Origin of the sequence: Streptomyces fulvoviolaceus, from assembly GCF_000718165.1 — a bacterium.
In the GTDB taxonomy this organism is placed as follows: Bacteria; Actinomycetota; Actinomycetes; order Streptomycetales; family Streptomycetaceae; genus Streptomyces; species Streptomyces fulvoviolaceus.
The window spans coordinates 70,879-86,035 of record NZ_JOEY01000003.1 but is presented as its reverse complement, the minus strand read 5'-3'; the positions used below and the strand labels follow the sequence as shown (position 1 = coordinate 86,035).

Here is a 15,157-nt window from a genome sequence, read left to right as displayed (position 1 = left end):
GGCGTGACCACCGTGCAGCTCCCGCTCTTTCCCCTGAACTCGGTACTGTTCCCGGGGCTGGTGCTTCCTCTGAACATCTTCGAGGAGCGCTATCGCGCCATGATGCGCGAGCTGTTGAAGACCCCCGAGGAGGATCCGCGCCGTTTCGCCGTCGTGGCGATCCGCGACGGCCACGAGGTGGCGACGACCGCACCCGGCATGCCGGACCAGACGGCCGTCCCCCAGCGCGGACCCGCGGCGGGCTTCGGCGAGGACCCGCTCAAGGCGTTCCAGGGCATCGGCTGCATCGCGGACGCGGCGACGATCCGGGAGCGGGCGGACGGCACCTTCGAGGTCCTGGCGACGGGCACGACCCGAGCACGCCTCCTGTCCGTCGACGCGTCGGGCCCGTACCTGACGGCCGAGCTGGAGGAATTGCCGGAAGATCCGGGCGACGAGGCGGGCGCCCTGGCGGAGGGGGTGCTGCGGGCCTTCCGCCAGTACCAGAAACGCCTGGCGGGCGCCCGTGAACGCTCCCTCTCGACAGGCGCGGACCTCCCGGACGAACCGTCCGTGGTCTCCTACCTGGTGGCCGCCGCGATGATGCTCGACACCCCGACCAAACAGCGTCTGCTCCAGGCCCCGGACACCGCGTCCCGGCTGCGCGACGAGCTGAAACTCCTTCGCTCGGAGACGTCGATCATCCGTACCCTGCCGTCTCTGCCGGCATCGGAGCTGACGCGCGGCCCGACGAGTCTGAACTGAAGGCCGGGATGGCGAAGAAGTCGAAGAAGCAGCAGCAGTCGGGCGGCACCCCGGCAACGGTGGCGCTGACGGCGGCCGGGGTGTCGTACACGGTCCACGCCTACGACCACGACCCCTCCCACCCCTCCTACGGCGAGGAGGCGGCCGAGGCGATGGGCGTCTCCCCGGACCGCGTCTTCAAGACCCTGGTCGCGGACGTGGACGGCACCCTGACGGTGGCGGTGGTCCCGGTGGCGGGCCAGCTGGACCTGAAGGCCCTGGCGACGGCGGTGAACGGCAAACGCGCCGCCATGGCCGACCCGACCCTGGCCGAACGCACCACGGGCTACGTCCGCGGCGGCATCTCCCCGCTGGGCCAGCGCAAGAAGCTCCCCACGGTCCTGGACGCCTCGGCCTCCGCCCACGCGACGATCTGCATCTCGGCAGGCCGCAGAGGCCTGGAGGTAGAGCTCTCCCCCACGGACCTCACCACCCTCACACAAGCCGTCCTCGCCCCCATCGGGCGCGCGTAACCCCTCGACGAGGCCCCCTTCCTCGGTTAAGTACAAGGGACATGTCGAAGAAAACGCGGAAACGCAAGTGGCGCATCAAGAAGGGCCGCTCGAACCACGGCAGGCGACCGGCGTAAGGAGCACGGCTCGGCGCCGGCGGGTGCATTTCAGCCCGTCCGGCGTTTGAGGACGAGTACTGCCACCCCGATCCCCCACCCACCCGCGGAGGGCTCAGCCTTGCAACGCCGGTCCAGGCACTCCCGGCCCGTCCGGCGTTTGAGGACGAGGCCCGTTCAGGGCCGACCGCGGGGGTCTGGGGGCGCAGCCCCCAGGATGGGACGGGTAGGGGCGGCAGGGGCGACCGCATCCATCAGCGGCTCCGCCGCGGGCGCCCCGCCGCAACCACAACGCACCGCCCCTACGCCGGCGGCGCCCCGTACGGATCCTTCGGCACGGCCCCCTGCTGCTGATACGGATCAGGATCCCGCGGCCCGAACAGCGCGGTCAGCCCCAGGTGAACCACCAACGCGGCCACCGACCAGGCCAGCAACGCCCCCTTCGCCCCCAACTTCAGCGGCGCGGAAAACGTAACCCCCTTGCCCGCGTCCTTGGCATGCGCGATGACATCCGACGTGGGCCCCAGCCACACCCCGAGCCTCCACGCCAGCAACGACCCGAGCAGCCCGCCGACGGCCAGCGCCACCACCAACGGCACCCCACCCCGCCGCCGCCACAGAAACACCACGAACGCAGTCACAGCCCCGAAGGCCAACGCGAGCAGAGTAAACGTTCCGTCGACACCGGCCGCCTGCTCCCCCTCGGAGTCCTTGAGGTAGACGGCCCAGCTGCCCTGCTCGTCCAGGCCACCGACCAGCGGCACATGCGGAGCCAGCCACCACCACAGCAACCCGAGCAGCACCCCACCGAGAGCCACCGCCACAGTGATCACCGCGGCCTCCCGCAGCTCGGTCTTCATCCCGGGCCCGTCCTGTCCGTACTCGGACGAGAAGGACGCCGGAGCCGCATACCCAGGGCCGACGGCAGCCGGAGGCTGCCACGCATCATGCGAGTCATGCGGGGAGGGTTCGTGCGGCGGCTGAGGCGGAGTCAACGGTGCGGTCACCCTGACATCGTGCCAGGCCCGCCTGTGCGGCGCGTCACCGGACGGCCGCCCGGCGGTAGGCCCAGGTGGCGACGGCCAGCGAGACCACGCCGACGCCCGCGCACACGGCCAGGTCACCCAGCACGAACGCCCAGTCGGGATGCGGCTCGAAGGTCCGCGCGAAGGCCTCGACGCCGTAGGTCGACGGCAGCAGATCCCGCAGGAACCGCACCGGCTCCGGCATCCGGTCGGCCGGCAGCACCCCCAGCAGCAGCGCCGCGGACATGCCCAGCTGCCCGAGCACGGTGGCCAGTTCGGGACGCGGCGCGAGCAGCCCGAACGCGGCTCCCAGCCCGGCGAGAGCGGCCCCCGCCAGCGGGATCACCGCGATGAGCACCCACAGGTGCGCGAGCGGGAGCCCGAACAGCACGCACCCGAAGACAGCGGTCACCACGGTCCCCGGCACGGTGAAGGAGGCGTACGCTCCCGCCGCCCCCAGCACCACCGCGGCCGGCGGCACAGGCAGCGTCGCGTAATGATCGAGCCCGCCACTCGCCCGCAGCTGCCCGAAGTACTGCGCGAGCAGGTTCAGCGCGACGAAGGCCACGACGAGCACCGAGGACCCGGCCACCACCGACTGGGCCTCGCCACCTCCGTCCACGACCCCGCGCATCAGGATCATGATCCCGACCGACTGGAAGGTCGCCACGAACAGCAGCGGGATGCGCGCGACCCGCGCACGGGACAGCTGTGCCCGGTACACGGCCACGAGCGACGGCCACAGCCGCGCACGCGGCCCGAGCTCGGCCTCGCCCCGGACCGTCTCCTCGACGGCCAGGGCACTGCCCGGCAGAACCTCGGCGGGTACGACACTCACCTCGTGCGGCTCCCCTCTCTCGGTTTCACTGCGGCAGTCGTCCAGTCCGGTACGGAAACGGCGGTCCCTGTACTCAAGGTGCTCAAGCCTTCACCAGTCCCTGCTGCGCGGCGCCGCCCAGCGCCAGGTAGACGTCCTCCAGGCTCGGCGTCGTGAGCGTGAAGTCGTCCAGGGCGGCGAAGGCGGCTCCGCCGGTGACCGTGGCGACGACCGCGCGGGCCTCGTCCGGGGCGAGCCGCAGCGTCCAGCGGCGCCCGGACTCCACGACCCGGTCGCGCAGCGCGGCGACCTCCGGGACGTGCAGCGGGGCCGCCTCGCGCCACACCAGGTCGACCCGGACGTCCCCGGCGACCTGCTCCTTGAGCCCGGTGGGGGTGTCGCAGGCGATGACCCGTCCCTGGTCGAGGACGGCGACCCGGTCGAGGACCGTCTCGGCCTCGATGACGTTGTGGGTGACGAGCAGGACGGTCGTGCCGCGCTCGGCCCGCCGCCGGTCCACGGCGCCCCACACGGCGCGCCGCGCCACGGGGTCCATCGCGGTGGTCGGCTCGTCGAGCACCAGCAGCGGCCGCTCCCCGACCAGCGCGGAGGCGAAGCAGGCCAGCCGTCGCTGGCCGCCGGACAGCTTCTTGATGGGCCGCCCGGCGATCGGCGTGAGCCCCAGTTCGTCGAGTACGGCATCCCGCTCGTCCCGCGCCTGCCGGGCCTCGAGTCCGCGCAGCCGTCCGGTCGTCTCGGCGGCGAGCGACACCGTCAACTCGTCGAGCGCGCTGGACTCCTGTCCGAGGTAGGCGAGGATCCGCGCGGCCCGCTCCGGGTGGCGCACGATGTCGTGCCCGAGGATCTCGACGCTGCCTCGGTCGGGCCGCATCAGTCCGGTGAGCTGTCTGACGAGGGTGGTCTTCCCGGCGCCGTTCGGCCCGAGGAGCCCGAAGATCTCACCGCGCCGGATGTCCAGCCGTACCTCGTCGGTGGCCGTCACCGCGGGCGTCGCGGGAACGCCACGCCGGCCTCGTACCGCCGGATAGGTCTTGGTCAGACCGCGCACTGCACACACGACATCGCCACTGTGCCGAAGGGCCTGTGCCGCGCGCGTACTCACAAGGGACGAGAGTACGGGGTCGGGAACCTCCGCTCGCCCCTGGGGCGGGGTATGTGCCGTTTCACTCCCCCGCCGGAGCGTGTTCCGCCGCCGTGCGTACGTCGATCTCCCGCCAGAACCCGGCCCGGATGGCGTACCGGTCGTGCTCGTCGATCTGGTCGTCCTTGTGGGCGAGCAGCCCGAAGCGGGCGGCGTACCGCAGCAGCTCGCCGTCGATGCGGTGCGGGACGCGCGGGTACATGCCGGACAGCTTCTGCAGATGGCTCTGGTCGCCGAGCCGCTCCATCCAGCGGCGTGCGAAGACCTGCCCCACCTCGAACGGGTCGCCGCCGACCGTGGTGATGTCCTCCTCGCGGTCGGCCCAGCGCTGCTCGGCCGTGGTGAGCTGGGCGAGCGTCGGCATCGAGGCGACCTCGGGCGGTTCGGCGGCGCCGCCGGGGCGGTCGACCCACCCCTTGTCGGAGGACCAGCGCAGGGTCGCGCTCGCGGGGTGCGCAGCGGGCTGTGCGCCGGGGCCGCGCAGCGCGGCGAGGTCCTTGGGGGTGGGCACGCCCTTGGGCGTGGGCACGCGCTCCTGCGTGCCGTTCTCCGAGCCGGCGCCGGCCGAGGCGTGCTCGCCGTCCTCGGCGGCCCGCTCGGGCTGCTGGGAGAGGGCGGACTCGGGCAGCGGCGCCGAGAGGATCGCGGCGATCTCGGGCCGGGGCACGGGCGGCGGCGCGCAGATCCCGCCGAGCTCCTTGGCGCGTACGGCCTTGGTGATCCACGTACGGTCGAGCACACGCCGCTCGTCGGCCTCCGCGACCAGGTCCTCGGACTGGTTGTAGTCCCCGTCCGCGGCCTGTACGGCCCACAGGTGTACGGCGACGCCGTGCTCCTTGGCGGCCATCATGCCCGGCAGCAGGTCCCCGTCGCCGGTCACCAGGACGATGTCGGAGCAGGCGCGGTTGCGGGCCAGCTCGGTCAGCTCGGCGTGCATCGCGGCGTCCACGCCCTTCTGGGCCCAGCGTCCGTCGCTGCGGGTCAGGGCGCCGAGCCGGACGGTGACCCGGGGCATCACGCGCAGCCTGCGGTGCTCGGGCTGCGGGACGCGGTCGGGGGCGCCGTCGAACCAGTAGATGCGCAGCAGCGGCCGTTCCGTGTCGGACTCGGCGCGTTCCCGCAGGCCCTGGACGAGGGCGGTGTGGTCGACCGTGATGCGGGAGCGCGAGGGTTCACCGGCGAGGAGACTGGCGGCGGCCCCCAGCAGATACCCGGCGTCCACCAGGACGATGCAGCGGTCCACGCGATCCACCCTCTTTCCGGGAGGTTTGCTTCGGGCTTGCTTCGAGTCTGCCCGACCGCGCGGGGGTTAACGGCCCGAACTCGATCTTCGGCGTGGCGTTTCGGGGTATCGCTCCCCGACAACCCCTGTCACAGACGGTAATTATCCGAAATGCGGTCCTTGTCAGCCTATGTGAGTCTGGTCCCGGCCCTGGCCCCTAGATCCCCCACAGGAGGCAGATCACCATGGCCAAGCACAAGAAGCAGGACCGTAAGCAGCCTCAGTCGGAGCGCGGCGAGCAGCAGGCCCAGCAGTCCTCGATGGAGGCGCAGGCCGAGCAGCGCATGACGCAGGTGACGCCGAACGACATCGCCCGCAAGGGCAAGCAGAAGCGCTTCGGCCACAACTGACATCTTCATAACGGGTTGTTGAGACCCAGGCACACAGAGAGGGGCGCATCCGTTGGCGGATGCGCCCCTCTTCTTCGTCCTTACGGCTCAGCCCGCCAGGCAGGACGGTCCGAGCAGCACCTTCAAGTCACCGAACAGCGCCGGGTCCGGCTTCACACGGTGCCGGTCCAGCCGTAGAACCGTCGTCTTGGTCGGCCCCTGGAGCTTGATCCGGACCTCGCTGTCGCCCTTGTGATGGGTGAGGATCTCGCCGAGGCGGTTGATCATCGGCGGAGTGACCCTGGTGGCCGGGATGGTGAGGATCACGGGCGCGTTGGTGCCCGCGTTGGACAGGTCCGGCACCTGGAGCTCCATCGCGACCAGGCGGGGCACGTCCTCACGCTTGTCGAGGCGGCCCTTGACGAAGACGACGGCGTCCTCGACGAGTTGGGTCGACACCAGCTGGTAGGTCGCCGGGAAGAACATGCACTCGATCGAGCCCGCGAGGTCCTCCACGGTGGCGATCGCCCAGGCGTTGCCCTGCTTGGTCATCTTGCGCTGCAGGCCCGAGATGATGCCACCGATGGTGACGACCGCGCCGTCGGAGTGCTCACCTCCGGTGAGCTGGGAGATGCCCGCGTCGGCCTTGTCGGACAGGACGTGCTCCAGGCCGAAGAGCGGGTGGTCGGAGACGTACAGACCGAGCATCTCCCGCTCCTGGGCGAGCAGGTAGACCTTGTCCCACTCCTCGGTGGTGAACTCCACGTCGAGTCCGAAGCCGGGCTCGCCGTTCTCCTCCTCGCCCCCGCCGAAGAGGTCGAACTGGCCCTCGGCCTCCTTGCGCTTGACCTGCACGACGTTGTCGATCATCGGCTCGAACTGCGCGGTGAGGCCCTTGCGGGTGTGCCCCATGGTGTCGAAGGCGCCCGCCTTGATCAGCGACTCCGTGGTGCGCTTGTTGCAGGCGACCGCCTCGACCTTGTCGAGGTAGTCGGGGAAGGAGGCGTACTTCCCCTTGGCCTTGCGGGACTTGATGATCGACTCGACGACGTTGGTGCCGACGTTACGGACGGCCTCGAGGCCGAAGAGGATCACGTCGTCGCCCTGCGCGGCGAAGTTGTGCACCGACTCGTTGACGTTCGGCGGGAGCACCTTGATGCCCATGCGCCGGCACTCGTTGAGGTAGACGGCCGACTTGTCCTTGTCGTCCTTGACCGAGGTGAGCAGCCCGGCCATGTACTCGGCGGGGTGGTTCGCCTTCAGATAGGCGGTCCAGTACGAGACCAGGCCGTACGCGGCCGAGTGCGCCTTGTTGAAGGCGTAGCCGGCGAAGGGGACCAGCACGTCCCACAGGGCCTTGATCGCCTCGTCACTGTAGCCGTTCTTCTTGGCGCCGGCCTGGAAGATGGTGAAGTTCTTGGCCAGCTCGTCGGGCTTCTTCTTGCCCATCACGCGGCGGAGGATGTCGGCCTCGCCGAGCGAGTAACCGGCGATGATCTGGGCGGCCTTCTGCACCTGCTCCTGGTAGACGATCAGGCCGTAGGTGACCGCCAGGACCTCTTCGAGGGGCTCCTCCAGCTCCTTGTGGATCGGGGTGATCTCCTGGAGCTTGTTCTTGCGGAGCGCGTAGTTCGTGTGCGAGTCCATGCCCATCGGGCCGGGACGGTAGAGCGCCGAGACGGCGGAGATGTCCTCGAAGTTGTCGGGCTTCATCAGGCGCAGCAGCGAGCGCATGGGGCCGCCGTCGAACTGGAAGACGCCGAGGGTCTCGCCGCGTTGGAGGAGTTCGAAGGTCGTCGGATCATCGAGCGGGAGGCTCAACAGGTCGAGGTCGATGCCCTTGTTGGACTTCACCATCTTGACGGCGTCGTCCATGATCGTCAGGTTGCGCAGGCCGAGGAAGTCCATCTTCAGCAGGCCGAGCGACTCGCACTGCGGGTAGTCCCACTGCGTGATGGTCACACCGTCCGTGTGCCGCACCCAGATCGGGGCGTGGTCGACGATGGGCTCGCTGGACATGATGACGCCGGCGGCGTGCACGCCCATCTGCCGGACCAGGCCCTCGACGCCCTTGGCGGTGTCGATGACCTTCTTCACGTCCGGTTCGTTCTCGTACATCGCCCGGATCTCGCCGGCCTCGCTGTAGCGGGGGTGCGAGGGGTCGGTGATGCCGCTGAGGTCGATGCCCTTGCCGAGGACGTCCGCGGGCATCGCCTTGGTGAGGCGGTCGCCCATGGCGTACGGGTAGCCCAGCACGCGCGCGGAGTCCTTGATCGCGTTCTTGGCCTTGATCTTGCCGTAGGTGCCGATCATGGCGACCTTGTCGGCGCCGTACTTCTCCGTCACGTACCTGATGACCTCGACGCGCCTGCGCTCGTCGAAGTCGATGTCGACGTCGGGCATGGAGACGCGCTCGGGGTTGAGGAACCGCTCGAAGATCAGGCCGTGCGGGATCGGGTCGAGGTCGGTGATGCCCATGGCGTAGGCGACGATCGAGCCGGCCGCGGAGCCTCGGCCGGGGCCGACCGCGATGCCGTTCTTCTTGGCCCACATGATGAAGTCGGCGACGACGAGGAAGTAGCCCGGGAACCCCATCTGGATGATGACGTCCATCTCGTACTCGACCTGCTTCTGCCGGTCGTCGGGGATGCCGCCGGGGAAACGGCGGTTCATGCCGAGGCGGACCTCCTCCTTGAACCAGGTGACCTCGGTGAAGCCCTCGGGGATGTCGAACTTCGGCATGAGGTTCTTCGCCTCGAACATGCCGGTGGTGTCGATCTGCTCGGCGACCAGGAGGGTGTTGGCGCAGCCCTGCTGCCAGGCGTCCGAGGAGTCGACGGCGTACATCTCGTCCGTGGACTTCAGGTAGTAGCCGGTGCCGTCGAAGCGGAAGCGGTCCGGGTCGGAGAGGTTCTTGCCGGTCTGGATGCACAGCAGGGCGTCGTGGGCGGTCGCCTCGTGCGCGTACGTGTAGTGCGAGTCGTTGGTGACCAGCGGCGGGATGCCGAGCTTCTTGCCGATCTCCAGGAGGCCGTCACGGACCCGGCGTTCGATCTCGATGCCGTGGTCCATCAGCTCCAGGAAGTAGCGGTCCTTGCCGAAGATGTCCTGGTACTCGGAGGCCGCCTTCAGCGCCTCGTCGAACTGGCCGAGGCGCAGCCGGGTCTGGAGCTCGCCGGAGGGGCAGCCGGTGGAGGCGATGAGCCCCTCGGACCACTGGGAGATGGTCTCCTTGTCCATCCGGGGCCATTTCTGCAGCCAGCCCTCGGCGTACGCGTCCGAGGAGAGGCGGAAGAGGTTGTGCAGCCCGGTCGCGTTGGCCGCCCAGATCGTCTTGTGGGTGTAACCACCCGAACCGGAGACGTCGTCCCGCTTCTGGTGCGGCTGGCCCCACTGGATCTTGCGCTTGTTGCGCCGCGACTCGGGGGCGACATACGCCTCGATGCCGATGATCGGGGTGACTCCGGCCTTCTTCGCGGTGTGGAAGAAGTCGTACGCCCCGTGGAGGTTGCCGTGGTCGGACATGGCGATATGGGTCATGCCCATCTCGTTGCACGCGTTGAACATGTCCTTGAGCCGCGCGGCACCGTCCAGCAGGGAGTACTGGGTGTGGACGTGCAGGTGCGTGAACGGCGGCTTTGACACGGCGTGGCCTCCATGGAAAACACTGGGCGACAGGCTGGCGGACAGTCTGGGGAACAGCGTCGAAGTCTATGCCTCGGCACTGACACTCCGGAGGCTCCCCCGCGTACCTTCACAGCGAGGGTTTCGCGGGCACTTTCATACGACCCCACCCGTTGGAGACGACAGAAACGCTGTCGTACGCATGCACCAGGAGGCACCCAGCGATGTCGGTCCCCCAGCTCAACGACGAGCAGCGCGGCGAGGAGATCCTCTCCGTCTTCGACACCGCCTTCGGCGAGCTCCTGGCCGCCGACCCGGCCGCGTTCCGGGTGAAGTTCCGGAAGATGGCGGCCTCGGCGTTCGCGTTCTACCGGGGCACCGCCTGCCTCTTCTACCACGACCTCGACGCGGAGAAGCGGGGCGGCCCGTACCTCGACGAGCGCACCTCGCGCGTGTGGATCCACGGCGACCTGCATGCCGAGAACTTCGGCACGTACATGGACGCCACCGGCCGGCTGATCTTCAACGTCAACGACTTCGACGAGGCCTACGTCGGCCCCTTCACCTGGGACCTCAAGCGCTTCTCCGCCTCGATCGCCCTCATCGGGTACGCGAAGGCGCTCGGCGACGACCAGATCACCGAGCTGGTGGAGGTGTACGCGGGCGCGTACCGCGAGCGGATCCACGCCCTGGCGACCGGCGCCAAGAGCGACGAGGTGCCGCCCTTCACCCTGGACACCGCCGAGGGCCCGCTCCTGGACGCGCTGCGCGACGCCCGCTCCCTGACCCGCTTCGGGCTGCTCGACTCCATGACGGAGATCCGCGACTTCGAGCGCCGCTTCGCGCCGGGCGGCGGCTCCATCGAGCTGGACGCGGCCACCCGCTACAAGGTGCTCGCGGCCTTCGACGGCTACCTGGAGACGCTGCCGGAGACCTCGCTGGCCCGCCCGGACTCGTACCGCGTGAAGGACGTGGTCGGCCGTCGCGGCATCGGGATCGGCTCGGCCGGGCTGCCGTCGTACAACATCCTGCTGGAGGGCCACAGCGACGCCCTCGAGAACGACGTCGTGATCTACATCAAGCAGGCCCAGACCCCGGCCGTCTCCCGCCACATCACCGACCCGGCGATCCGCGACTACTTCCAGCACGAGGGCCACCGCACGGTGATCTCCCAGCGCGCCCTGCAGCAGCACGCCGACCCGTGGCTGGGCTGGACCGAGCTGGGCGGCGCGGGCCAGCTCGTCGCGGAGATCTCGCCGTACGCCGTGGACCTGGACTGGAGCGACGTCGACGACTTCGAGGAGATCGCGGCGGTCGTCGCCGACCTCGGCCGGGCCACGGCCACCATGCATTCGGCGGCCGACGACACCTCCGGCGAGTCCCTGGTGCCGTTCTCCACCGAGCGGGCCATCGACGCGGCGATCGCGGCCGACGAGGAGGGCTTCGCGGGCCTGCTGACCGACTTCGCGCACAGCTACGGCGCACGCGCGCGTGCCGATCACCAGACCTTCGTGGACCTGTTCCGCAACGGCCGGATTCCGGGTCTGTGACGATCCGCTGTCGGTAGGGGCACTCACAGGGATCCTTTAGGGGTCCCTTACAGGCCCACGTGACAGACTCTCCTCCGCCATGGACATATCCGGGACCCAGCTACGAGCGCTTCGCGCGGCGCTTTTCACGGCACTCGTCGTGACACTCAGCACCGCGTCGCACGTGCTGCTGTCCGGAGTTCCCCTGCCGGTCAACACGGTGGCGGCGGTCGCCGTCGCCGTGTTCGTGCTCGCCTACGCGCTGGCCGGCCGCGAGCGCGGCTTCGGGCGGATCGCCGCCCTGCTGATCCCGCTGGAGCTGGCCGCCGACACCGTCTTCACCACCGGCCAGCACGTCTGCTACGGCGCCGCGGGCGGCCCGGTCGCGGGCCCGCTGCGCTCGGTCGGCTGGGACGTGTTCTGCGGCAGCGGCAGCGTCGGCTCCCCGCTGGCCCGTGTCACCGGCGCCGACACCGACCGGCTCGCGGGCATGCTCGCCCACGCCGACCCGGTGACCGCCTGGCTGCTGCTGGGCGCGCACGTCGGCGTCGGCCTCCTCGCCGCCGCCTGGCTGCGCCGCGGCGAGCGGGCGCTGGCCCAGCTGCTGCGCGCGGTGGCCGCCACGACCTTCCGGCCGCTGCTCATGGCGGCCGCGGCGCTGACGGTGCGGCCGACCCCGGCGGTGCGCCGCCCGGTGCGCCCCCGCCGCCGTACGACCGCCGCCCTCGACCGGATCCTCGTGCACTCCTTGGGACGGCGTGGACCGCCGTGCTCGGTCGCGTTCGCCTGAGCCTGAAGGCACCTGAGGCCTCTGCGGCCCCTGCGGCCTCGAACAGCACCTGAGCACCACCAGTCCCCCATACGTATCCCGCACACGACGTTGTGCGCGTCCCCTTACGGAGATCACCCATGAGCAAGCGGAACAGCCAGCAGGCGAAGAACGCCGCCCGCGAGCGCCTGCGTCTGGAGCGTGAGCGCCAGGCCAAGCGCGCCAAGATCAAGCGGCAGGTCATCGTCGTCTGCTCCATAGTCGGCGTCCTGGCGATAGCCGGCGGCATCAGCTACGCGGTCGTCCAGGGCAACAAGCCCAGCTACTGGGAGGCGGCGAAGGACGACAAGCTCGTCAAGCCGGCCAACAGCACGGGCACGAACGGCACCACCGTCGTCATCGGCGAGAGCAGCGCCAAGAAGACCCTCGTCATGTACGAGGACCCGCGCTGCCCGGTCTGCGCCCAGTTCGAGCAGACCGTCGGCTCGACCGTGGACAAGGACGTCGAGGACGGCAAGTTCAAGATCCAGTACGTCGGCGCCACCTTCCTCGACGGCAACCTGGGCGGCGAGGGCTCCAAGAACGGCCTCAGCGCGCTCGGCGCGGCGCTGAACGTCAGCGGCGAGGCCTTCCTCGAGTACAAGACCGCGATGTACTCGACGAAGTGGCACCCCGAGGAGTCCGACGACAAGTTCAAGGACGACGACTACCTCATCAAGATCGCGCAGACCGTCCCCGCGCTGAAGGACAACACCAAGTTCCAGAACGCCGTGAAGAACGGCACCTACGACAAGTGGGCCCTGGAGATGTCCGAGAAGTTCAACAAGGACGGCGTGACCGGCACCCCGACCCTGAAGATGGACGGCAAGACGCTGACCGGCTCGGACGGGAACGCGCCGATGACCGTCGCCGACTTCAACACGGCGATCGAGGCGGCCCTCAAGGCCTGAGCCTGACCGTAAGTCAAAGAGCGGGCGAACTTTTACGAGTTCGCCCGCTCTCGTTAATACCGATCAGTAACCTGATCGTCCGTGACCAGAAGACACAGAGCATCCGAGCGTCTGAACTCCCTGTCGCCGCGCCGCCGTACGGTCGTCAGGGCCGCGGCGGCCACCGCCGTCCTGGCCGGCCCCCTCGCCGCCGCACTGCCCGCCCGGGCCGCCACCGAGACCCCCGCCTTCCTGCACGGCGTCGCCTCCGGCGACCCGCTGCCGGACGGCGTCCTGCTGTGGACCCGGGTGACCCCCACCTCCGAGGCGATACCCGGCTCCGGGCTCGGCCCGGACACCGAGGTCGGCTGGACCGTCGCCAAGGACAAGGCGTTCACGAACGTCGTCGCCAAGGGCTCCACCACCGCGACCGCCGCCTCCGACCACACCGTCAAGGCGGACATCCGCGGCCTGGCACCGGCCACCGACTACTGGTTCCGCTTCTCCGCCGGCGGCACCGACTCCCCGGCGGCGCGCACCCGCACCGCGCCGGCGGCGGACGCCGCCGTGTCCGGCCTGCGCTTCGGCGTGGTCTCCTGCGCCAACTGGGAGGCCGGCTACTTCTCGTCGTACCGCCACCTCGCGGCCCGCGGCGACCTGGACGCCTGGCTGCACCTGGGCGACTACATCTACGAGTACGGCACCGGCGAGTACGGGACGCGCGACACCGTCGTACGACAGCACGCGCCGACCCACGAGATCCTCACCCTCGCCGACTACCGGACCCGGCACGGCAAGTACAAGACGGACCCGGACCTGCAGGCCCTGCACCTCAAGGCGCCGGTCATCGCCATCTGGGACGACCACGAGTTCGCCAACGACGCCTGGTCGGGCGGCGCCGAGAACCACACCGAAGGCACCGAGGGCACCTGGTCCGCCCGTCAGGCCGCCGCCAAGCAGGCCTACTTCGAGTGGATGCCGGTCCGCACGGCGATCGCGGGCACCACCTACCGGCGGCTGCGCTTCGGCAAGCTCGCCGACCTCTCGCTGCTCGACCTGCGCTCCTTCCGCTCCCAGCAGGCGTCCACGGGCAGCGGTTCGGTGGACGACCCGGACCGCACGATCACCGGGCGCGCCCAGCTCGACTGGCTCAAGGCCGGACTGAAGGCGTCGGACACGACCTGGCGGCTGGTCGGCAACTCGGTGATGATCTCGCCGTTCTCGATCGGCTCGCTCTCCGCGGACCTGCTCAAGCCGCTCGCCGAGTTGCTGGGCCTGCCGAAGGAGGGCCTCGCGCTCAACACCGACCAGTGGGACGGCTACACGGACGACCGCCGGGAGCTGCTGGCCCACCTGCGCTCCAACGCGATCCGCAACACCGTCTTCCTGACCGGCGACATCCACATGGCGTGGGCCAACGACGTGCCGGTGGACGCCGGTACCTACCCGCTGTCGGCCTCGGCCGCCACGGAGTTCGTCGTCACCTCGGTGACCTCCGACAACCTCGACGACATCCTGAAGGTCCCCGAGGGCACGGTCACCGCGGTCGCGGCGCCGATCATCCAGGTCGCCAACCGGCACGTCCACTGGGTCGACACCGACCGCCACGGCTACGGCGTCCTGGACATCACCGCCGACCGCGCGCAGATGGACTACTACGTGCTGTCCGACAGGACGAGCCCGAACGCGACCTCGTCCTGGCAGCGCTCGTACCGCACCCGCACCGGTACGCAGAAGGTGGAACGCACCTACGACCCGGTCTAGAGAGTGTCGAGAAAGTCGAGCGCCACCCGCCAGGTGGCCTCGGCGGCCTCCTCGTCGTAGTCCGGCAGGCCGGGGTCGGTGTAGAAGTGGCCGGCCCCGGCGTATCGGTAGACCTCGACGTCGGCACCCGCTCTGCCGATCTGCAGGTACCAGGCGCTCAGCCAGTCGTCCGTCTCGAACGGATCCGGCTCGGCCACGTGCAGCTGGACCGGCAGCTCGTCCACGGTCGCACTGGGCGCGATGTCCGACGTGCCGTGCAGGAGCAGCAGCCCGCGGGCCTTCTCGTCGCCGAGCGCGAGGGTCTGCGCGATGGAGGCACCGAGCGAGAACCCGGCGTACACAAGACCCCGCTCCGAGTAGGGCGCGGCGGCCAGGACAGCTCGCTTGAGCAGCTCGTCCTTGCCGATCTCCTGGTTGAAGGCCATGCCCTCCTCGACCGTCTCGAACGTGCGTCCCTCGAAGAGGTCCGGCGTCCACACCTCGTGCCCGGCGGCGCGCAGCCTGTCGGCCGCCGCGCGCACCGCGGGCCCGAGGCCGTAGGTCGAGTGAAAGAGCATGATGTTCATGAGGCCATGG

13 protein-coding genes are annotated in these 15,157 nt (G+C 69.9%); 7 read left to right on the top strand and 6 right to left on the bottom strand.

Annotated elements, in window-relative coordinates:
* The first annotated feature begins 3 nt into the window (after window positions 1–3).
* The gene (locus IG08_RS0104235) at window positions 4–744 is read left to right on the top strand and encodes an LON peptidase substrate-binding domain-containing protein (protein ID WP_030596418.1); all 741 of its coding nucleotides are present in this window, start codon (window positions 4–6) and stop codon (window positions 742–744) included.
* Window positions 745–752: 8 nt separating this feature from the next.
* The gene (gene ybaK / locus IG08_RS0104230; RefSeq protein ID WP_030596416.1) at window positions 753–1,256 is read left to right on the top strand and encodes a Cys-tRNA(Pro) deacylase; all 504 of its coding nucleotides are present in this window, start codon (window positions 753–755) and stop codon (window positions 1,254–1,256) included.
* Between the two features lie 397 nt (window positions 1,257–1,653).
* Here ybaK and IG08_RS0104225 read toward each other — a convergent pair whose 3' ends face one another.
* From IG08_RS0104225 to IG08_RS0104210, 4 genes are all read right to left on the bottom strand, one after another.
* Window positions 1,654–2,358: an AAA family ATPase gene (locus IG08_RS0104225; RefSeq protein WP_078655440.1), complete on the bottom strand. Its 705-nt coding sequence runs from the start codon at window positions 2,356–2,358 to the stop codon at window positions 1,654–1,656.
* Window positions 2,359–2,392: 34 nt separating this feature from the next.
* Entirely contained in the window at window positions 2,393–3,214 is an 822-nt protein-coding gene (locus IG08_RS0104220) for an ABC transporter permease (protein WP_030596412.1), read from the bottom strand.
* An 82-nt stretch (window positions 3,215–3,296) separates the two neighbouring features.
* Window positions 3,297–4,271 carry an ABC transporter ATP-binding protein gene (locus IG08_RS0104215; RefSeq protein WP_030596409.1) on the bottom strand — a complete coding sequence of 325 codons (975 nt, stop codon included), beginning with the start codon at window positions 4,269–4,271 and terminating at the stop codon, window positions 3,297–3,299.
* 106 nt (window positions 4,272–4,377) lie between these two features.
* Entirely contained in the window at window positions 4,378–5,598 is a 1,221-nt protein-coding gene (locus IG08_RS0104210) for an NYN domain-containing protein (protein ID WP_030596407.1), read from the bottom strand.
* A 224-nt stretch (window positions 5,599–5,822) separates the two neighbouring features.
* Between IG08_RS0104210 and IG08_RS60585 the strand changes: the two genes are divergently transcribed.
* A complete protein-coding gene (locus IG08_RS60585) occupies window positions 5,823–5,987 on the top strand; it encodes a hypothetical protein (RefSeq protein ID WP_199820804.1) in 165 nt (54 codons plus the stop codon).
* 87 nt (window positions 5,988–6,074) lie between these two features.
* Here the strand turns inward: IG08_RS60585 and dnaE are convergent, their stop codons facing one another.
* Window positions 6,075–9,611 (bottom strand): DNA polymerase III subunit alpha, encoded by a 3,537-nt coding sequence (gene dnaE / locus IG08_RS0104200; RefSeq protein WP_030596404.1) that lies wholly within the window; start codon window positions 9,609–9,611, stop codon window positions 6,075–6,077.
* A gap of 203 nt (window positions 9,612–9,814) precedes the next feature.
* On the opposite strand from dnaE, the gene IG08_RS0104195 reads away from it, so the two are divergent.
* The 4 genes from IG08_RS0104195 to IG08_RS0104180 all read left to right on the top strand — a co-directional run bounded on the left by IG08_RS0104195 (window position 9,815) and on the right by IG08_RS0104180 (window position 14,581).
* The gene (locus tag IG08_RS0104195) at window positions 9,815–11,140 is read left to right on the top strand and encodes a DUF2252 domain-containing protein (protein ID WP_030596402.1); all 1,326 of its coding nucleotides are present in this window, start codon (window positions 9,815–9,817) and stop codon (window positions 11,138–11,140) included.
* Window positions 11,141–11,219: 79 nt separating this feature from the next.
* Window positions 11,220–11,909, top strand: a complete 690-nt coding sequence (locus tag IG08_RS0104190) for a hypothetical protein (RefSeq protein ID WP_030596400.1) — start codon at window positions 11,220–11,222, stop codon at window positions 11,907–11,909.
* A gap of 119 nt (window positions 11,910–12,028) precedes the next feature.
* A complete protein-coding gene (locus IG08_RS0104185) occupies window positions 12,029–12,838 on the top strand; it encodes a DsbA family protein (RefSeq protein WP_030596398.1) in 810 nt (269 codons plus the stop codon).
* An 81-nt stretch (window positions 12,839–12,919) separates the two neighbouring features.
* Window positions 12,920–14,581 (top strand): alkaline phosphatase D family protein, encoded by a 1,662-nt coding sequence (locus IG08_RS0104180; RefSeq protein WP_030596396.1) that lies wholly within the window; start codon window positions 12,920–12,922, stop codon window positions 14,579–14,581.
* Here IG08_RS0104180 and IG08_RS0104175 read toward each other — a convergent pair.
* Window positions 14,578–15,147: a dienelactone hydrolase family protein gene (locus tag IG08_RS0104175; protein WP_030596393.1), complete on the bottom strand. Its 570-nt coding sequence runs from the start codon at window positions 15,145–15,147 to the stop codon at window positions 14,578–14,580. The genes IG08_RS0104180 and IG08_RS0104175 overlap by 4 nt on opposite strands.
* Window positions 15,148–15,157: the final 10 nt, after the last annotated feature.